Source organism: Salinicola sp. DM10 (assembly GCF_017306975.2).
In the GTDB taxonomy this organism is placed as follows: Bacteria; Pseudomonadota; Gammaproteobacteria; order Pseudomonadales; family Halomonadaceae; genus Salinicola.
This window is the reverse complement of record NZ_JAFLEN020000002.1, coordinates 601,749-619,965: the sequence shown is the minus strand read 5'-3', so window position 1 is coordinate 619,965 and position 18,217 is coordinate 601,749. Positions and strand designations below refer to the sequence as shown.

Sequence of the window (18,217 nt, the reverse complement as noted above, 5' to 3'; positions counted from 1 at the left end):
GCGCTGCCACCAAGGTGGTAATCGCACCGTCACTTTTACAGGGAAGGCTCCGAGCGCCGCGCCCGGCGTCTGCGGCTGACGGCGCGGCGCCAGCGCTCGAGCAGCAACAGCAACACCAGCAGCGCGATCACACCCCAGGTGACCGGCCGCTGGGCATAGCGCTCGACATAAGGACGCGCGACCTGCCAGCCCTCGCGCGCCTTGGCCACGGCGGCATCGGCCATCTGCGACGCCGACAGCCCATCGGTAAAGCTGTCGTCACTGCCACTGCCGAGGCTATCGTCCTGCTCACGCTGCTGGCTCTTGACCGCACGTGACAGATCGGCGCCGGTCAGCCCCACCCCAGCTTCAGGATTCAGGCGCACGATGGGCAGGTCGAAGTGCCAGGTACGACCGTCGAGATCGGCCTCGGCGGAGATGGTCACCGGCAGTGAGGCGTTGGGGTCGGTACGCGGCACTTCGATCGCCCAGGTGCGTGCATCGATACGCTCGACCGTCAGCGGGCTGCCGGTGAGTTCGGCGCTGAGCCGGGTGTTGTCGGCATTGAGTTCAGGGTGGTTGGCGCGGATAACGATGCGCGAGCCGTCTTGGCTCAGTTCGGCGCTGAGTGCGGCGACCACATTGACCGTTTGCACCCGCTGGCGAATCAGGCGCTCGCTGCGCGCAGTGATCACCAGGCGCGCATTGCCCAACTGCTCCGCGCCGGGCAGCTCACCGCGGAAGTGCCCCGCCTGGGGCGAGAGCGTGGTCTGTGACAGCAGGTTGCCATCGAGGTCGCGCAGCTCGGCGCGCACCGCAAGTCCGGCAGGCAGCGCATCGCCCTCCAGACGCTGACCCTTGGCTTCCAGCCACACGTCCAGCGGCGTGGTGAAACCGCGGTAAAGCGTTGCCGGCAGCGCGGTGCTGCGCAGCGCGATATCGGCCTGGATGCCGACCCGGCTGTCGTCGCCGATGGCGCCTTCGATGCGCCATTCACCAGACATCGGCTCGGGCACCTTGATCAGATCGTAACGATCGCTGCTCTGCCACTCGACCCGCCCGGGGTGATCATCGCGGGAGTAGCGCTGGCCGTCGGGGGCGATCAGTACCGGCGAGTCGGCATTCGGGGCGTGGAACAGCAGTGCATTGAAGGCCTGGATATCGTCATCGATAGTGAAGCGCTGCTGCGCGTCGATGGGCACCTGATCCCCCGGCAGGATGCGGTCGAGCACGTCGAGAAAGGCGCGCAGTAACTGATCCGGAGTGTCGGCCACCGCCGCCAGCCCGCCGGTGGTCTGCGCCACCTGCTCGAGCAGCGGCAGGTCGACGTTGCGCGAGAGCGCGATCAGATGGACGGTCACGCCTTCGGCGGCCAGCTCGGGGGCGAGCTCGTCGATCACTCGCTGCCGCGAGGCCGCGTCCTGTGCACGCTTGTCACCGCCAGTGGCGGGCAGATCGATCATGCCGTCGGTGAGCAGGATCAGATGGCGGTTGGGCCCCTGGGGCGGCGCCGCGGCGGCGCGAGTCAGGGCTTGCTCGATATCGGTGAACTGCTGGTAGTCGGTGAGCTGCGGCATCAACCGGCTCACCCGCTGACGCCAGGCGTCATCGACCCCGGCATCGGGGACCGGGTTGGCCACGGTGGTACCGAAAGTCCAGATGGAACCGCGCGCCTCCTGAGGCAGCAGGATCGCGGCAAGATCCAGCGCGTTGGCGCGCAGGTTGCCGGGGTCGTTCTGCTTCATGCTGCCGGAAACATCGACCACGATTCTGACGTCCGGCGCCGTCTGCGCCAGCACCCAGCCCGGCAGCAGACCGAGCAGACACACCAGCCATACCCTCAACGCACGCATGCCGCGCTTCCTTCTCGCCACCCGGCTCCGGCGTGGAGTGCGCACGAAGCCCTATCAAAAAAAGCGTCCGGCGCGACTCCGCCCCGGTCACCCACCGAAGCCCCGCGGGCGAGGGCTGAATCAGCCGACCATCGGTTCGCGGCGGCCGCCACCCTGGCCACGCTCACCCGTCTTTTTCGCAGCGGCAGTACGGGTGGCACCCGACTGCTGTTTGCCGCCACGTCCGCCGCTGCGGCCATCGTCACCGCCGCGGTGACGCAGTTTGCGCCACGCCAGCACGCCGATACCGGCACCCACTGCCGCCCCCAACAACAGCAGCGGCAGCGCCGCGAAGACCTGGCCGCCGTCGTGTTGCAGCACGCCCACCGCCATCACCACGATGGCCGGGGCCAGACCGGAGTAGGTCTCACCCGGCTGCGCCAGTGGCAGCGTGAAGGGGGCGACCATCCACAGCGCCCCCGCGACCACACCGACCAGCGCCAGACGCGGCAGCAACGGTAGCAGCCGCACCCCCAGATAGCCGGTGACCAGGACCACACAAGAAAGCGCGGCGTAGCTAAGCCACAGCTGCGGCAGGGAATCGGAAAACAGCATGATGACGACTCTCGATTCGAACGGTTTGGGACATGGTACACTTCCCGCCTGGAAAGCACAGCCGCCCGGGGTCCGTGCCAGAGGGTCGGGTCGCGGCGGCGTTCTCGCCATGTGAACTACCTACCCGAGCAGCCCGATAGCCTATGCCCCGCGCCCAGATCACCGAGTCCTCCCCCGTCAGTCACTTCCGCCGCGAGGACGACCCCGCCTGGCACTGGCTGGAGTCGCGCGACGATCCTCAGGTGAAGGCCTTCCTGCGCGCAGCCAATCGCCAGAGCGAGCGCTTCTTCACACCATTGAAGCCACTCGAAGACGCGCTCTACGACGGCCATCTGGCGCGGCGCGAACTCGCCGTCACCGGGCTGCCGACCACGCTCGACCACTACCGCTACTGGAGCGAGACGGCCGCCGACGCCGACTATCCACGCTGGTGGCGTCAGGCGTGCCAGGGTGACGCCGCCCCCGAACTGATTCTCGATCTGCAGGCGCGGGCCGCCGACCACGACTTCCTCGAACTCGGCGACATGGCGCTCTCCCCCGACGAGGGTTGGCTGGCCTGGACCGAGGATGTCAGCGGCAACGAGTTCTTCGATCTCTATCTCAAGCAGCTGCCGGATGGCGAGCCGCGCCGGCTGCGTCGACGTCTGGGCCCGGAGCTCTTGTGGGCGGAGGATAACCGCACCCTGCTCTTCACCCGCTACGACGCTACCCAGCGCCCCGCCAGCGTGTGGCGGCTGTGCGTGGAGAGCGACCGCTGCGCCAAGCTGTTCGAGGAGCCGGATGTCGAGTTCTGGGTCGGCGTGGGCAAGACACGCTCGCGCCAGTGGCTGGTGATCGAGACCGCCTCCAAGGATACCGCCGAGTGCCATCTGATCCCTGCCGCCGAGCCAGAGCGCGCGCCGCGCTGCGTGCGCCCGCGCGAGAGCGGCATCGAGTATGGCATCGACCACCGCGGCGATACCTTCTATGTACTGCACAATCGCGATGCTGCCCACTTCCGCCTCGACACCGCCCCGGTGTCCGCGCCCGATCAGTGGCAGCCGCTGGTGGCGCATCGCGAGGACGTCACCTTGGAAGGTGTCGACGCCTTCGCCTGGGGGTTGATTCTCACCGAGCGTGACCACCACGAGGCGCAGGTCTATCTGCGCGCGATCGAGCTCGCGCCGGACGCTGAGACCAGCGATGCCGCGGGCGTACCCGGCTATCGCCTGCCGCTACCGGAAGCGCCGTGCAGCCTGGCGCTGGGCGATACGCCGGACTTTCACGCCCGCCGTCTGCGCCTGCGCGAAGAGTCGTTCACCCTCCCCGTGCGCTGGGTCGAGCACGATCTCGACAGCGGCGAGCAGCGCCTGCTCAAGAGCCAGACGCTGCACGGCGACCTGCAGCCAGCGCAGCTGACCTGCCGCCGCCTGTGGGCGACGGGGCACGACGGCGAGCGCATTCCGGTTTCGGTAGTCGCCCGCGCCGACCTGCTGGGGCAGGCCCCGATGCCGACCCTGCTCTACGGCTACGGCGCCTACGGCGAGGTGCTCGACCCCTGGTTCTCGGTGGCTCGGCTCGAGCTGCTGGCACGCGGCGTCGCCTTCGCCGTGGCCCACGTGCGCGGCGGCGGCGACCGCGGCGAGCCGTGGTATCTGGCCGGCAAGCTGGAGCACAAGGAGAACAGCTTCCGCGACTTTCTCGCCGCACGCCACGCCCTGGTCGACTCGGGCCTCGCTGCCCCCGAACGCATCGCCGCCTACGGCGCCAGCGCCGGCGGCCTGCTGGTCGGCGCCAGTCTCAACCTGGAGCCCACCGCGTTCTGCGCCGCGGTGCTCGACGTACCCTTCGTCGATGTGCTACGCACCATGGAGAACCCCGACCTGCCGTTGACCACGGCGGAGTACACCGAGTGGGGCAACCCCGACGAGCCCGCGGCGCGCCGGCGCATTCGCGACTACTCGCCGCTGGATAACCTAACTCCGCAACCCTACCCCAGCGTCCTGCTACAGGGCAGCTGGCATGACTCGCGGGTGCCCTACTGGGAACCGGCCAAGCTCTATGCGCGCATGACCGAACTCGACAGCGCCCGCGGCCCGGTACTGCTGCGAACCGATATGGCTGCTGGCCACGGCGGTGCCTCCGGGCGCTTCAAGGCGTGGCGCGACAACGCGCGCCAGGACGCCTTCCTGCTGTGGGCACTGGGCGTCGCCGAGCCGCAGGCGACCATGCGCGCGGCACAGCAGACAAGCGAGTGAGGCGTGCGCGGCCGACCACCCGGGTCGGCCGCGGCAAGCGTCAGTCGGTGGCCGCGACGGCCGGTCCGCTGACGAGCAGGCGGGCAAAGATGGGGGGTCAATCGCGCAGCGGCAGGATATCGATGATGTGCGCTTCGTAGTCCGCCTCGTCGACCTCGCGCTCGCTGACCGCGAAGTGACGCACACTCATGCCGCGATCGTGCATGCGCCGATCGCTGCCGCTGCGCAGCGGATGCCAGCTGGCCAGCTTGCGTCCTTCGGACAGGCGGCGATAGGCGCAGCTATGCGGCAGCCAGTGAAACTCGTCGAGATTGGCCAGACTCAACTGGGTGCACTCCGGCACCCGCTCGAAGCGGTGGGCATAGTCGCCACAGCGGCAGCTGTCGATATCGAGCAGGCGACAGGCCACATTGAGCGTGGCCACGTCGCCGCTCTCCGGGTGCTCCATCTTGACCAGACAGCACTTGCCGCAGCCGTCGCACAGCGCCTCCCACTCCTGCGGGGTCAGCTCCTCGAGCGTGAACCGCTCCCAGAATCGCTCACGCATGGGGTGTGTCGTCCGTATCGCGCGGAGTGAACAGATCGAGCAGATAGCCCTCCTTGGCCGGCGGCATCTGCAGATAGAAACCTTGGGCGCGGATAGCCGCCATCACCTGATGCACATCGACCCGGGCCAGCGGCCGCTCGGCACGTAGCAGCAGCGTCATCACCGGAATCGGGCGGCCGAAGCGCTCGCGTAGCGCCTGCGGCACCGCCGCCATGCCCCGCGCCTTGTCGAGATAGAGATACATTTCATCGAGACGCGGGCTCTTGACCACCTCGCACAGCAGGCGCTGCTCGCCGGCACTCATGCCGCCCCCTCCAGCGCGGCGCGCCACGGCGCCGCCAGGCACTCACCACGCCAGCCGCCGGGCAGCGGCAACGCCCGCCCATCGAGATGCGCCGCCGCGATCATCTCCATCTCGGCGCGGTTGGAGAGCCGCTCCGGCGCCAGCCCCAGCGCCGTGGCGCGCTCGCCGACCACGCCCTTGAGCGCTTTCATGCGCCGCTTGAAGGCCGGCGCGGTGGGCACCGGCGGCGGTGTCGGCAGCGCGGTCTCGTCGGCGTGCTGCGCCTGTTTGACCAGAGCCAGCAGCGCGTCGCCTTCACGCTTGACCAGCGCCGGCGTCACGCCGTCGACCGCGGCCAGCTCGAAACGGTTGGCCGGCATCGCCTCGGCGATCGCCAGCAGCAGCCCATCCTTGGCCAGCCAACCCCGCGGCGTATCGCGACGGCGCACCTCCGCCTCGCGCCAGCGCGTCATCAGACGGTAGGCCTCGACCTGACGCGGGGTCAGCCGCCATAGCTGACGCTGGCGCAGATACCAGCGCTCGCCGGCATTGACGTCGCGCCCGGCGCCGAGCGCGGCACACTCTTCGTAAAGCCACGCAAGCCGACCCTCCGCCTCCAGCGCCTGGCGCTGCTGGGCCCAGATCTCGGGCAGGAAATAGACGTCGAGTGCCGCGTAGTCGAGCTGCGCCGCACTCAGCGGGCGCTCGAGCCAGTTGGAGCGGGTCTCCTCCTTGGGCAGATCGACCCCACAGCGCGCCTGTACCAGCCCGCGATAGCCGATCGCCGCCGACTCGCCCAGCAGCGACTCGGCGACCTGAGTATCGATCAGCGGCGCGATCTCGACCCCGGCCCACAGCGCGAGCACCTCGAGATCCTCGCTGCAGGCGTGGATCAGCTTGGGCGCACCGCCAGCGAGCAACGCGCGCAGCGCCTCGTCCGCTGCCACCGCCTGGGGGTCGATGAGATAGATACGCTCGCCGGCGCTGAGCTGGACCAGCGCTGGCACCGGATAGAAGCTGGTCTCACGGAAGAACTCCGTATCCAGCGCCAGCACCTCGGCGTCGGCCAGGGCGGCACAGGCGGCGGCGAGGCCCGCCGGCGTATCGATCCATTCAATGGGCGTGTCGACAGTCATTCGAACTCTTTCATGGTTGAGCGCGTCACGGCCACGGCCGCGTCACGCTGGAAGGCGCTTGATCGTGCAAGGTGCAGCGTGGCACGAAGCCCCGCCGCCGCATGGTGGCAATGGCAGTTGGGCCGCGCAGGGTGCGACTCACTCGCGGGCGAAGGGCTGGCGCCCGAGGAAGGCGCGACTCAGCGTGCCGCCATCGACATACTCGAGCTCGCCACCCATGGGCACACCGTAGGCCAGGCGCGAGAGCTTGGCCGCCTGCCGTACCAGGTGCTCGGCAATATAGTGCGCGGTTGCCTCGCCCTCGACCGTGGGGTTGGTGGCGAGGATCACTTCGTCGACCGCCTCGGCCGCCAGCCGCGCTTCCAACTGATCGAGACCGATATCGTCGGGGCCGATGCCGTCGAGCGGTGAGAGATGGCCGTGCAGCACGAAGTACTGGCCGCGATAGCCGCCGGCCTGTTCGATCGCCAGCATGTCGGCCGGCGATTCGACCACGCACAGCAGCCGTGCGTCGCGCCGTGCGTCCTGACACACGCCGCACAGCGTCTCCTCGGTCAGGGTACGGCAGCGCTCGCAGTAGCCGACCGACTCCACGGCTTCCACCAGGGCCTCGGCCAGCCGACGGCCACCCTCACGGTCGCGCTCGAGCAGATGCAGCGCCATGCGCTGGGCGGTCTTGGGCCCGACGCCAGGCAGCACGCGCAGGCTCTCCAGCAGCTGTTCGACCAGCGGCGAAAAGCTCATCAGAACGGCAGCTTCATGCCCGGTGGCAGATTGAGGCCGGAAGAGACCTCTTCCATGCGCGACTTGGATTGGCTCTCGACCTTGCGTGAGGCGTCATTGACCGCAGCCGCGAGCAGGTCCTCGAGCAGCTCCTTGTCCTCCTGCATCAGCGAGGGATCGATCTCGACCCGGCTGACGTCATGGCGACCATTCATGGTGACCTTGATCATGCCGGCGCCAGCTTCGCCCGAGACTTCCATCTGAGCGATCTCTTCCTGCACCTTCTGCATCTTTTCCTGCATTTCCTGGGCCTGCTTCATCAGGTTGCCCATGCCACCTTTGAACATCTCGCACTCCTTGGAACGACGATTGAATCGATTGAAACGGAAAATGTCGGGCTTCAGCGTCAACCACGCCCGCGACCGTGATCGGTCAAGAGGTCAGGCGCGGTCGCTGGTCACGCTCTCTTCCAGCAGACGCGCACCGAAACGCGACTCCAGCTCCTGAACGTGCGGGTCACCGCGCAGCGCTTCAACGGCCTGCGCGTGACGCTCACGCGCTTCACGGTCGCGCTTGTCGCGAGCGGTCTCCAGGCGGCCATCGAGCGGGCCCACCTCGATCGCCACGCGGCGCGCAAAGCCCTGCGCCGCGAGCGCCTTGGTGATGCGCTCGACGTGCATCTCGGAAAGGATCGCCGACTGCCCCGGATCGAGCGTCAGCGCCAGGGTCTGGCCATCGTCCTGGGTCACCACGCAGTGGGCGGCGAGATTACGCGTCAGGCCGCCGATCTCCAGCGTATCGAACCGCTCGAGCCAGGCCGCGTGGGTCAGATGCTCCCCCGCCGCCGCAGGTGCCATGGGCGCAGCGGCACTGGATGCGACCGGCAGAGGCTCCTCGTCGGCCTCTTGCGTCGCCGGTACAGCGGGTGCCGGCGCGGACTGCCAGTCGGCATAGGCCGCTTCGGCGGCGGCCTGGTCCTGGGCCAGATCGGCATCGTCGAAGCCGGCATCCGCCTCCCAGTCACCCTCGGAGGCAGCTTCGGCGGCAGCGGGCGCATGGTTGGACTGCTGGGCCCCTGCGGTCGGTGTCGGAGGCGTTGAATCGACGGTCGGGGTCGGGGCCGCTGAATCGACGGCCGGGGTCGGGGCCGCTGAATCGACGGCCGCTGAATCGACGGCCGCTGAATCGACGGCCGCTGGCGCCGAGTCGACCACCCAGGGCGGCGTATCCGCTGCCGGAGCTTGCTGAGGCGCCGCCGCGGCGGGCTCGGCAGTCGGCGCTGCCTGCATTGCAGTTACGGCGCCCGAAGGCGGCGTTGCTGGTGTTTCGGGCGCTGAATCCACGCCCGGCGTCGGGGGCAGGGAGTCTACTGCCGACGGCGCAGCAGCCGGCGTGGATTCGACCGCCCAAGGCGGTGCATCCGCCACCGGAGCCTGCTGAGGCGCTGCCGCGACGGGCTCGGCAGGAGCCGGTGGCGCGGCGGCCGGCGCTGATGCTTCCCCCCAGGGCGGTGCGTCCGCTACCGGAGCCTGATGGGACGCCGCGCCGGCGGTCTCGGCGGCTGCCGGCGTATGCGCCTGGGGGGCGGGAGCCGCTGACACGGCGCTCTGAGCTGGACCCGCTGAATCGGCGCTCGGCGCAGATGGCGCCGAAGGTACCGCAGCCGGCTGCGCATCAGCGGGCGCGCTCGATGCCCGTGTCGGCTGTTCGCCGCGCAGCGGCAGATCGGTCTGCGGCGGTGTCGGTACCCCCTGGGGGCGGAACGCCAGCATGCGCAGCAGGGTCATCTCCAGAGCGGTGCGAGCATCCGGTGCGCTATCGATATCGCCGCGCCCCTGCAGTGCGATCTGGTAATAGAGCTGGACGTCTTCGGCGGTGAAGCGCGAGGCCAGTGCCAGCAGTTGATCACGATCACCGTGGCCGTTATCGAGGGCGCTGGGCACCATCTGGGCAATGGCGAGGCGGTGCATCAACCCGGCGATCTCGTCGAGAATCCCGGCGAAGTCGGGCCCCTGCTCGGCCAGCGCGGCGACTTCGGCCAAGAGCCGCTCGGCGTCCACCTCGGCCAGCGCTTCGGCCAGCGCCAGCAGGTGCGCATGATCGAGGGTGCCCAGCATCGCCGCGACGTCATCGCGACGGACCTCGCCCTGGCCGAAGGCGATCGCCTGATCGGTAAGACTCATGGCGTCGCGCATCGACCCATCGGCGGCCTTGCCCAGCAGCCACAGCGCCGGCGGCTCGAACGCCACCTGCTCCGCCTCGAGCACCCGGGTCAGGTGTTCGACCACCCGCTCCGGCGGCATGTTCTTGAGCGTGAACTGCAGACAGCGCGACAGCACCGTGACCGGCAGCTTCTGCGGATCGGTGGTGGCGAGCAGGAACTTCACATGCGGCGGTGGCTCTTCCAGCGTTTTCAACAGGGCGTTGAAACTGTGGGTGGAGAGCATGTGCACTTCGTCGATCAGGTAGACCTTGAAGCGCCCTTGGGTCGGCGCGTACTGGACGTTATCGAGCAGCTCGCGGGTATCCTCGACCTTGGTCCGCGAGGCGGCGTCGACCTCGATCAGATCGACGAAGCGGCCGTCGTCGATATCGCGGCAGGTCTGGCATACGCCGCAGGGCTTCGACCCCACCCCCTGCTCGCAGTTGAGGCACTTGGCGAGGATGCGCGCCAGGGTGGTCTTGCCGACTCCGCGTGTCCCGGTGAATAGATAGGCGTGGTGCAGCCGCCCCTGGTCGAGTGCGTTGACCAGCGCCCGACTGACATGCTCCTGCCCCACCAGCTCGTGGAAGGTGCGAGGACGCCACTTGCGGGCCAGAACCTGATAACTCATACGACGCGGAATTCCTTGGGGCTGGACGACACCCTCTCCCGGGCGAACCGGCCACACGGATGGCGGCACGGCCAGGCTCAGGGAGCGGCGATGATCGCGCCATTCTAGCAGGATCGAATGAAGGGTGACGAGGTAACCGGTACCTCAACGAGCAGCGACTCAGCGGACAGATAGCACGCCGGCGCGATAGCCCCGATAGACTTGATAGCCCCGATAGACACCCGGGGTCGAGCGCTAGGCGCGCAGAGGACGCAGCGGTCAGCAAACGGCTCGGCAGAAACGATGCGGGAAGGATCAGGCAGACTGAATCAGCAGGAGCGTAAAAGCGCGGGCCAGCAGGACGCAGGCCGGACAAGCAGTCCAGATAACACCGAGGCTTGAAATGGAGGCGGCCCCGACCAGCCACATCCCGGCACACGCGGCCACCACTACCGTTGCTCCCTTCCGGGCCTGGCGGGGTTTGCGGTTTAGCGTTGCGGGAGGACCGGTAAGGGCCACCATAAACGCGATGCTCGGCGCTGTTTCGACATCGATCATATCGCGATCGAATTGTCTCGTGACCGATCATCGTTGCAGACGATTGCCAATCGACTCTCACGGCTTGCAGTGCTTGGCTCTCGTCGTGCCGCTGACCAACAACCTTAAGTACATCAAGATGTTGTCGAGCGGCGCAAACTATACCAGCGTCTCGAGCCGGCAGCAACCGATGCGCGTGAATCCCTTTCTTCTGCACGCGCTTGAACGACAACGCCCCGGTGACCGGCACCGGGGCGTGATAGAGGCACCACCAACGGCGTCAGTCGCCGATCTTGGCCTTGGCCGCCTGCATGCGCTTGCGCAGGATCGGCCCGACGATCACCGGCAGCAGCAGCCCGATGATCGCCACCAGCCACAGCCCGATCGACAGCCCGCTGCTCCACAGGATCGACCAGTCGCCGTCGGAGATCTGCATCGCATGACGCAGGTTCTTCTCCATCTCCGGCCCCAGCAGCAGCCCCAGGATCACCGGCACCAGCGGTATCTCCAGCTTGCGCAGGATATAACCGGCGACGCCAAAGGCGATCATGAAGTAGAGATCGAAGGTCGAGTGGCTGATCGAGTAGATGCCCACGAACGCGACCATGGTCACGATCGGCAGCAGATACATCGGCGGCACCGAGAGGATCTTCACGAACACCCCGACCAGCGGAATGTTGAGCAGCAGCAGCATGAAGTTGCCCACCAGCAGCGCAGCGATGACGCCCCACACCAGGTCGGCGTTCTGGGTGAACATCAGCGGACCGGGGGTGATATTGAGCGACACCAGCATCGCCAGCAGCACCGCCGTGGTGCCACTGCCCGGCACGCCCAGGGTCAGCATGGGCACCAGTGCGCCGCTGGAGGCGCCGTTGTTACCCGCCTCGGGCGCGGCCACACCGCGCGGATCGCCCTCACCGAAGTAGCCCTTCTTGCCCAGGATCTTCTTTTCCAGGGTGTAGGTGATAAAGCTGCCCAGCGATGCCCCGGCCCCCGGCAGCACCCCGGCGATGAAGCCCAGCACCCCGCCGCGCACGGTGGTCGGGAAGATCGAGGTGATATCGCGCCAGTTCAGCTTGAGCGGATTGATCTTGATCATCTCGCGCCCCTTGCCGGCCTTCTCCTCGATGAAGAACAGCAACTCGGAGACCGCGAACAGACCCACGATGGCGATGATGAAGTCGACCCCTTCGTAGAGCTCCAGCACGTTGAAGGTGTAGCGCTGGGTGCCGGTGGAGAGATCGATCCCCACGGTGGCGATGATCAAGCCGATGGCCGCAGCCATCAGCGTCTTCATCGGATTCTTGCCGGTGATACCGCCCAGGGTGGCAAAGGCCAGCACGAACAGGGCGAAGTACTCCGCCGGGCCGAAGGTCAGCGCAAAGCGTGCCAGCAGCGGTGCCAGCAGGATCAGGCCAACGGTGGCGATCAGACTGCCCATGAAAGAGGCAATGGCGGAGATCGCCAGGGCCTCGGCGGCCTTGCCCTTGCGCGCCATCGGATAGCCGTCGAGACAGGTCATCATCGCCGGCTCGTCGCCGGGGATGTTGAGCAGGATCGACGAGATGCGCCCGCCGTACATCGCCCCGGCATAGACCGCGGTGAGCATGATCAGCGCGGTCTCGGGCTTGAGCCCCAGGGTGAAGGCGAGCGGGATCAGAATCGCCACGCCGTTGGCCGGGCCGAGCCCGGGCAGCGCGCCGATCAAGGTGCCGATGAAGCAGCCCATCAGCGCGAACATCAGATTCTCTGGCTGCAGCGCAACGCCGAAGCCGAGCGACAGGTAATGCAGCGTATCCATCAGTTCAGCTCCAGCAGGCCCAGCGGCAGCGGCAGTTCGAGGCCGTAGGTGAACAGCACGAAGACCACGGCGCCACTGATCAACCCGGTGAGATAGGCCTTGAGCGGCTTGGCGCCCATGCGCCAGCACAGGGTGCCGACCGCCAGCATGGTGGCGAGGATGAAGCCGAGGGGCTCCAGCAGCAGCGCGTAGAGGACGAGTACCACCACCGCGATGCCCAGCTCGGCGAAGGTACGCAGCGCCGGCCAGTGGTTATCGGGGTCGGGTTTGACGATCATGTAGAGACTGCAGATCGCCAGCACCACCCCCAGGATCTTGGGAAACGTCTCGGGCCCGACGGCTTCCGATCCCCCGAAGGGGACCGGAAACTGGGTAGCGCCGTAGAAATAGGCCACGGCGATGACCAGCATGACCAGGCCGAAGACGCGGTCATTGAGCTTGCTCATTGAATCAGCCCGATTTCCTTGGACAGCGCCTGGATGTCCTGTATCTGCTGCTTGACGAAGGCCTGGAACTCATCCGCCTTGGGGTGGAACGGCATCAGACCGTTGCTGGCCATGACCTTCTTCCACTGGTCGCTGGCGTAGAGCTTGTCCATGGCATCGACCCAGTACTGCTTGGCGTCGTCGTCGATACCCGCCGGCATGTAGAAACCGCGCCAGTTGGGGCCGACCGCGTCGATGCCCTGCTCCTTGGCGGTGGGGATGCTGGAGAGATCACCCGGCAGACGCTCGTCGGAGAGCACCGCCAGCACGCGCAGGTCGCCAGACTTCAGGAAACCCTGGGTTTCGGTGACGTCACCGGTGAAGGCGTCGACGTGGCCGCCGATGACCTGGGTCATCGCTTCGCCGCCGTTGTTGTAGGAGAGATATGGGATGCGCGGCAGGTTCTCGACCCCGGCCGCCTTGGCCGCGATCAGTACCTTGAGGTGGTCCCAGCCGCCGTTGGCGCTACCGCCGGCGAACTTGACCGCCCGCGGGTCTTTCTTCATCGCGTCCATCAGCTCGTTGAGGTTGTGGTAAGGCGAGTCCTTGGAGACCGCGATCACCCCGTAGTCGGCACCCACGGCCCCGATCCAGTTGACCATGTCGGCGTTCATGCCCGGGAACTGCCCCTGGGCGAGGCGCGTGGTGGTGGCGGTGGAGGCGGCCACCAGCAGCTGGTCGTCACCCTTGCGCTTGCTCACGGTGTGGGCAAACGCCACGCCGCCGCCGGCACCGGCCATGTTGATGGTCTGGACGCTGGCCGGCACCAGCTTGAGCTCCTCGAGGACGTTACCCACGCTGCGGCAGGTAAAGTCCCAGCCGCCACCCGGATCGGAGGGCGCGATACATTCGACCTTGCCCGAGGGCTGAAACGCCATGGCGCTGGAGGCGACCAGCGTGAGGGCCGCAGCGGCGACCCATTTCAAGGATTTGGCGGAAATCATGGCTTCTCCTTTCTTGTGATGAAGCAAGCGTTGTGATGAAGCAGGCGCTGTGATGAAGCAAGTGTTGGCATGACTCAGAGGTCGTCGTCGAGCGCAGGTCGTCATGCCAAGGAGTGCATGGCGGCCGACGCACGACGTCCCGCGTGATGCCCGACGCGGATCGAGCCAACCTTACAATTCTGTAAGGCAGAACTCTGTTCCCGTAGGCGGAATTTAGGCGCCTCCCTTTCGCGCGGTCAACGGCGCTGCGGCAAATGCCAACTAAAGTTGAATGCGCGCTCTCCGTGATCGTTTACAATCCCGCCACCGCCCGCAGACTCACCACCAACGCCCTGCAGGAGCCGCTGCCATGCCGCCGACACTGCTACTGGTCGAGGACGACCCGCTGCTCGCCGACACCCTCGCCGCGACCCTCGCCACGCCCGAACAGCAGGTCGAGCACATCGCCGATGGCGGGATCGCTGCGGCGCGCCTGTGCGAGCCCCACGCCTATGCGCTGGTACTGCTCGATCTCAACCTGCCCACGCGCAGCGGCCTGGAAGTGCTGGCCACGCTGCGCGCCGTGGATCGGCAAACGCCGGTGCTGATTCTCACCGCGCGTGCGGCGATCGAGGACCGGGTCAAGGGGCTCGACCTGGGTGCCGACGACTATCTGGCCAAGCCCTTCGCGCTCGACGAGCTGGAGGCCCGCGTACGTGCACTGCTGCGCCGGCGCAGCGCCACCGCGGACGAAGCACCGAGCCTGGGCGCGCTGCGCCTCGACCCCCAGCGCCAGCGCTTCAGCCTGGGCGAGACGCCGCTATCCCTGCCGCCGCGCGAGCACCGCCTGCTCGCCTGCCTGCTGCGCTACGCCGGCGAGCCGGTGGACAAGGCGCGCCTGATCGACGAGGCGTTCGCCGGCGAGACCGTGGGCGACAACGCCATCGAGGTCTATGTGCATCGTCTGCGTCGACGCCTGACCGACTCGGGCATCGGCCTGCGCACGGTACGCGGCATCGGCTATCTGCTGGAGACCCAGTGACGGCCCTCCCCCGCTCTCGCCTGGCGCATCTGAGTCTTTATCGCCGCCTGACGGTGCTGCTGCTCTGTCCGCTGGCGCTGGTGGCGGCGCTCATCCTGGGGCAGAGCTGGTTCGCCTCGCGCGCCGCCGCTGATCGTGCCTTCGATCGGCTGCTCGATGCCGCCTCGCTGTCGATCGCCGAACAGGTACGCTGGCAGCAGAGCCGGCTGTGGATGGACCTGCCCCCATCGGCCCTGGAGATGCTGGCAACGGATGCCCAGGAGCGGGTCTTCTACGCCCTCTATGATGCCCAGGGGCACTTCGTCACCGGCAACCGCGCCCTGCCCGAGCTGCCGCCCTCGCCCAGCGGTCAGATGAGCTACGCCGATGTCGACGTCGACGGCCTGTCGCTGCGTCTGGGCGTGCGCCGCTCGCGCCTGGAAGGCTGGGATCGCAGCGACCGCTTCGAAGTGCGCGTGGCGCACTCCCAGGAGGGGCGCACGGCGCTGGCCAACCGCCTGTTCCTGGCGAGTCTGCTCAACGTGGCGCTGATCGCCCTGCTGGCGATGGTGGTGGTCCTGCTCTCGGCGCGCTTTGCCCTGGAACCGCTGACCCGGCTGCGCCGGGCGATCCGCCAGCGCGACCCGCGTACGCTGGCACCGCTGGCGCTGGAATTGCCGCGTGAGCTCGACGAACTACGTCAGACACTGAATGAACTGCTGGCCCGCATGCGCCGGGTGCGAGCCAACCAGGAGCGCTTCATCGGCGACGCCTCGCACCAGCTGCGCACACCGCTGGCCGGCCTGTCGGCCCGCGCCGAACTGGCCCTGCGCCAGACCGACCCGGCACAGTGGCGCGCCGCGCTCGACAGCATGCACGCCACCGCCGCCCAGACCGCCCGCCTGGCCGGCCAGCTACTCTCGCTGACCCGCCTCAACAACCCCGAGGCCGCCCCGGCACACACCCCGGTCGACCTGTGTGCGCTGGCCCAGCGCGCGGTACGCAGCGGCTTTGCCAGCTTCGACCGGCGTGGTGTCGATCTCGGCGTGGAGAGTCCGGCGCAGGCGGTGATGGTCGCCGCCACCGCCTGGCAGCTCGAGGAGGCGCTCGCCAATCTGCTCGAGAACGCCGCCCTCTACGGCGCCCGGCGCATCACCGTCAGCGTGCTCGCCGACCCGCCGCGGCTGTGCGTCGACGACGATGGCCCCGGCATTCCCGAGTCGCAGCGCCTGCTGGTGCTGCGGCCCTTCCATCGCGGCCGCGAAGGTGGCAGCGGCACCGGCCTGGGGCTCGCCATCGTCGATAGTATCGCCCGCGCCCACGACTGCCGCCTCACCCTCGCGGACAGCGACCCCGCCCACCCTGAACGGCCTGGCCTATGCATCACCCTGACCTTTCCCGACGCCGCCTGAGCGGCGCCCTGCTGAGCCTGGCTGGTGCAGCGGCGCTGGGCTCACCGGCCTGGGCAGGCACTCTGGAGTTTGCCGCCAGCACCGCGCCGGCCACGCCGCTGACGATTTATGGCGTGCTCGACCCACCCCAGGCGCGCCCGCTGCTGCAGGCGTTCACACGGCAACACCCGGAGATCGAGCTGGTCTATCAGCACATGGATACCCTGGCGCTGCACCGGCGAGTGCTCGCCGAGCAGGACGCGCCCCAGGCCGATGTGATCATGTCGCCGGCCATGCCGTGGCAGTACCAGCTGGCCAACGCCGGGCTCTCCAGCCCCATCGACTCCCCTGTCACTGCCGCCTGGCCGCGCTGGGCGCGCTGGCGTCACGAGCTGTTCGGCTTCACCTTCGAGCCGATCGTGATGGTCTATCGGCGCGATCTCGTCGCGCACATGTCAGCGCCCGAGAGCCACGCCGAACTGCTGGCACGCCTGGACACCCATAGCGAGCTGCTCAAGGGCCGAGTGGTCACCTACGACCCGCGGCTGAGCGGCGCCGGCTACACCTACGCGATCGAGGATGCGCGCATCTCGGCGCGCTACTGGGACCTGGTGGCGGCCCTCGGTCGCAGCCATGCAGCGCTCGAAGCGACCACCTCGGCGATGCTCGCAGGGCTCAGTGCCGGCCGCTACTGGATCGGCTACAACCTGATCGGCTCCTACGCCCAGGCTTACGTGGCGAATCACCCGGAGCTCGAGATGGTGATCCCGCGCGACTACGCCCTGGTGCTACAGCGCCTGGTCATGCGCCAGCGTGGCGCGCCACATCCGGAAGCCGCCGAACGCTTCATCGATTTTCTGCTCGGGCGCTCGGCGCAGACGCTACTGGCGACCCGCACCACGCTCGGCGCGGTGGACCCCGGGGTCAGCGGTCCCGGCACCGCCGGTGCCCTGCGCGAGCGCCTAGGTGACGCCATTCGCCCGGTCCAGATCGGCCCCGGCCTGCTCGCCACCCTCGACACGCTCAAGCGCCAGACCCTGCTCGAACAGTGGCAGCAGGCGTTCGCCAACCGCACTACCTTTGCCGACGGGCCGCTGGCGGATCCCGCACCGCTGCCCGCGACCACCAAGGAATCACCCTCACCATGAAACGTCTCGATCAACTGGTGGCCGCCCAGCTGCGGTCGCGCACCCGAGCCCAGCGGCTGATCCGCCAGGGCTATGTCAGCATCGACGATGGCCGCGGCTGGCGGATCGCCGACAAACCCGGCGAAAAGCTCCCCGAAGAGACCGCGCTGAAGATCGAGACCGCCCCAGAGGAGCGCTACGTCTCGCGCGCCGGGCTCAAGCTGGAAGCGCTGCTGAGCGCGCTCGAACGCCGCCTCGACGGCCTCTGCGTGCTCGACATCGGCCAGTCCACCGGCGGTTTCAGCGACTGTGCGCTGCGCTTCGGCGCCGCCCGGGTGATCGGTATCGAGGTGGGGCACGGCCAGCTCGACGCTAGCCTGCGCGAGGATCCGCGGGTCACCTGCCTGGAGGGGGTCAACGCCCGCGCGCTGCCCTACGCCACGCTCGCCGAGCTGGCGCCGGGCGGTATCGATGCCGTGGTCATGGATGTCTCGTTCATCTCGCAGACGCTGATCCTGCCGCAGATCGCTCAGGTACTGGCGCCAGGGGGCGAGCTCTTCTCGCTGGTCAAGCCGCAGTTCGAGGTCGGCCCGGGGCGGGTCGACGACCGCGGCATCGTGCGCGATACAGCACTTTTCGAGCAGGTCGCCGAGACCCTGCAGAGCCACTGCAAAAGCGTCGGGCTGGCGCTCACCCACTGGCGCGAAAGCCCGATCCAGGGCGGCGACGGCAACCGCGAGTTCCTGCTCCACGCCCGCCGCGTCTGA

Annotated in this window: 16 protein-coding genes and 1 other RNA gene; 5 read left to right on the top strand and 12 right to left on the bottom strand. The window is 68.0% G+C overall.

Translation table 11 applies throughout. From position 1 onward, the window contains the following. Positions 1–35: 35 nt before the first annotated feature. Entirely contained in the window at positions 36–1,832 is a 1,797-nt protein-coding gene (locus J0A90_RS11480) for a vWA domain-containing protein (protein WP_207037394.1), read from the bottom strand. A 120-nt stretch (positions 1,833–1,952) separates the two neighbouring features. Next, positions 1,953–2,426 (bottom strand): hypothetical protein, encoded by a 474-nt coding sequence (locus J0A90_RS11475; protein WP_207037393.1) that lies wholly within the window; start codon positions 2,424–2,426, stop codon positions 1,953–1,955. 143 nt (positions 2,427–2,569) lie between these two features. On the opposite strand from J0A90_RS11475, the gene J0A90_RS11470 reads away from it, so the two are divergent. After that, entirely contained in the window at positions 2,570–4,663 is a 2,094-nt protein-coding gene (locus J0A90_RS11470) for a S9 family peptidase (protein WP_233076717.1), read from the top strand. 97 nt (positions 4,664–4,760) lie between these two features. On the opposite strand, the gene J0A90_RS11465 is transcribed toward J0A90_RS11470, so the two are convergent. The 10 genes from J0A90_RS11465 to J0A90_RS11420 all read right to left on the bottom strand — a co-directional run bounded on the left by J0A90_RS11465 (position 4,761) and on the right by J0A90_RS11420 (position 13,932). Further along, the gene (locus J0A90_RS11465) at positions 4,761–5,210 is read right to left on the bottom strand and encodes a YcgN family cysteine cluster protein (RefSeq protein ID WP_035476897.1); all 450 of its coding nucleotides are present in this window, start codon (positions 5,208–5,210) and stop codon (positions 4,761–4,763) included. Continuing rightward, entirely contained in the window at positions 5,203–5,514 is a 312-nt protein-coding gene (locus J0A90_RS11460) for a YcgL domain-containing protein (RefSeq protein ID WP_035476895.1), read from the bottom strand. Before J0A90_RS11460 ends, J0A90_RS11465 begins: the two co-directional genes overlap by 8 nt. Beyond that, positions 5,511–6,629, bottom strand: coding sequence for an HRDC domain-containing protein (locus J0A90_RS11455; protein WP_207037392.1), 1,119 nt, complete (start codon positions 6,627–6,629; stop codon positions 5,511–5,513). Before J0A90_RS11455 ends, J0A90_RS11460 begins: the two co-directional genes overlap by 4 nt. 138 nt (positions 6,630–6,767) lie before the next feature. Beyond that, entirely contained in the window at positions 6,768–7,373 is a 606-nt protein-coding gene (gene recR, locus J0A90_RS11450; RefSeq protein ID WP_207037391.1) for a recombination mediator RecR, read from the bottom strand. Next, positions 7,373–7,699, bottom strand: coding sequence for a YbaB/EbfC family nucleoid-associated protein (locus J0A90_RS11445; protein WP_207037390.1), 327 nt, complete (start codon positions 7,697–7,699; stop codon positions 7,373–7,375). Before J0A90_RS11445 ends, recR begins: the two co-directional genes overlap by 1 nt. Before the next feature lie 93 nt (positions 7,700–7,792). Next, entirely contained in the window at positions 7,793–10,186 is a 2,394-nt protein-coding gene (dnaX, locus tag J0A90_RS11440) for a DNA polymerase III subunit gamma/tau (protein ID WP_207037389.1), read from the bottom strand. Between the two features lie 393 nt (positions 10,187–10,579). After that, positions 10,580–10,676: signal recognition particle sRNA small type (gene ffs / locus J0A90_RS11435), an RNA gene on the bottom strand. Between the two features lie 306 nt (positions 10,677–10,982). Next, entirely contained in the window at positions 10,983–12,503 is a 1,521-nt protein-coding gene (locus J0A90_RS11430; RefSeq protein ID WP_207037388.1) for a tripartite tricarboxylate transporter permease, read from the bottom strand. Further along, positions 12,503–12,949: a tripartite tricarboxylate transporter TctB family protein gene (locus tag J0A90_RS11425; protein WP_207037387.1), complete on the bottom strand. Its 447-nt coding sequence runs from the start codon at positions 12,947–12,949 to the stop codon at positions 12,503–12,505. The genes J0A90_RS11430 and J0A90_RS11425 overlap by 1 nt, the downstream gene beginning before the upstream one ends. Further along, on the bottom strand, positions 12,946–13,932 hold the full coding sequence (locus tag J0A90_RS11420; protein WP_035473666.1) for a tripartite tricarboxylate transporter substrate binding protein: 987 nt from the start codon (positions 13,930–13,932) through the stop codon (positions 12,946–12,948). The genes J0A90_RS11425 and J0A90_RS11420 overlap by 4 nt, the downstream gene beginning before the upstream one ends. Positions 13,933–14,281: 349 nt before the next feature. On the opposite strand from J0A90_RS11420, the gene J0A90_RS11415 reads away from it, so the two are divergent. Genes J0A90_RS11415 through J0A90_RS11400 form a run of 4 tightly spaced genes read left to right on the top strand, consistent with a single transcriptional unit; the run spans position 14,282 to position 18,217 of the window. Beyond that, complete coding sequence (locus J0A90_RS11415; RefSeq protein ID WP_207037386.1) at positions 14,282–14,953, top strand: response regulator transcription factor; 672 nt, start codon at positions 14,282–14,284, stop codon at positions 14,951–14,953. After that, positions 14,950–16,344, top strand: coding sequence for a sensor histidine kinase (locus J0A90_RS11410; protein ID WP_233076716.1), 1,395 nt, complete (start codon positions 14,950–14,952; stop codon positions 16,342–16,344). The genes J0A90_RS11415 and J0A90_RS11410 overlap by 4 nt, the downstream gene beginning before the upstream one ends. Further along, a complete protein-coding gene (locus tag J0A90_RS11405) occupies positions 16,311–17,471 on the top strand; it encodes an ABC transporter substrate-binding protein (protein ID WP_207037385.1) in 1,161 nt (386 codons plus the stop codon). Before J0A90_RS11410 ends, J0A90_RS11405 begins: the two co-directional genes overlap by 34 nt. Next, the gene (locus tag J0A90_RS11400; RefSeq protein ID WP_207037384.1) at positions 17,468–18,217 is read left to right on the top strand and encodes a TlyA family RNA methyltransferase; all 750 of its coding nucleotides are present in this window, start codon (positions 17,468–17,470) and stop codon (positions 18,215–18,217) included. Before J0A90_RS11405 ends, J0A90_RS11400 begins: the two co-directional genes overlap by 4 nt.

Bases quoted from the DNA above. Each gene is read 5' to 3' on its own strand.
- J0A90_RS11480 (WP_207037394.1), bottom strand. From the start codon at position 1,832: ATGCGTGCGTTGAGGGTATGGCTGGTGTGTCTGCTCGGTCTGCTGCCG.
- J0A90_RS11475 (WP_207037393.1), bottom strand. From the start codon at position 2,426: ATGCTGTTTTCCGATTCCCTGCCGCAGCTGTGGCTTAGCTACGCCGCG.
- J0A90_RS11470 (WP_233076717.1), top strand. From the start codon at position 2,570: ATGCCCCGCGCCCAGATCACCGAGTCCTCCCCCGTCAGTCACTTCCGC.
- J0A90_RS11465 (WP_035476897.1), bottom strand. From the start codon at position 5,210: ATGCGTGAGCGATTCTGGGAGCGGTTCACGCTCGAGGAGCTGACCCCG.
- J0A90_RS11460 (WP_035476895.1), bottom strand. From the start codon at position 5,514: ATGAGTGCCGGCGAGCAGCGCCTGCTGTGCGAGGTGGTCAAGAGCCCG.
- J0A90_RS11455 (WP_207037392.1), bottom strand. From the start codon at position 6,629: ATGACTGTCGACACGCCCATTGAATGGATCGATACGCCGGCGGGCCTC.
- recR (WP_207037391.1), bottom strand. From the start codon at position 7,373: ATGAGCTTTTCGCCGCTGGTCGAACAGCTGCTGGAGAGCCTGCGCGTG.
- J0A90_RS11445 (WP_207037390.1), bottom strand. From the start codon at position 7,699: ATGTTCAAAGGTGGCATGGGCAACCTGATGAAGCAGGCCCAGGAAATG.
- dnaX (WP_207037389.1), bottom strand. From the start codon at position 10,186: ATGAGTTATCAGGTTCTGGCCCGCAAGTGGCGTCCTCGCACCTTCCAC.
- J0A90_RS11430 (WP_207037388.1), bottom strand. From the start codon at position 12,503: ATGGATACGCTGCATTACCTGTCGCTCGGCTTCGGCGTTGCGCTGCAG.
- J0A90_RS11425 (WP_207037387.1), bottom strand. From the start codon at position 12,949: ATGAGCAAGCTCAATGACCGCGTCTTCGGCCTGGTCATGCTGGTCATC.
- J0A90_RS11420 (WP_035473666.1), bottom strand. From the start codon at position 13,932: ATGATTTCCGCCAAATCCTTGAAATGGGTCGCCGCTGCGGCCCTCACG.
- J0A90_RS11415 (WP_207037386.1), top strand. From the start codon at position 14,282: ATGCCGCCGACACTGCTACTGGTCGAGGACGACCCGCTGCTCGCCGAC.
- J0A90_RS11405 (WP_207037385.1), top strand. From the start codon at position 16,311: ATGCATCACCCTGACCTTTCCCGACGCCGCCTGAGCGGCGCCCTGCTG.
- J0A90_RS11400 (WP_207037384.1), top strand. From the start codon at position 17,468: ATGAAACGTCTCGATCAACTGGTGGCCGCCCAGCTGCGGTCGCGCACC.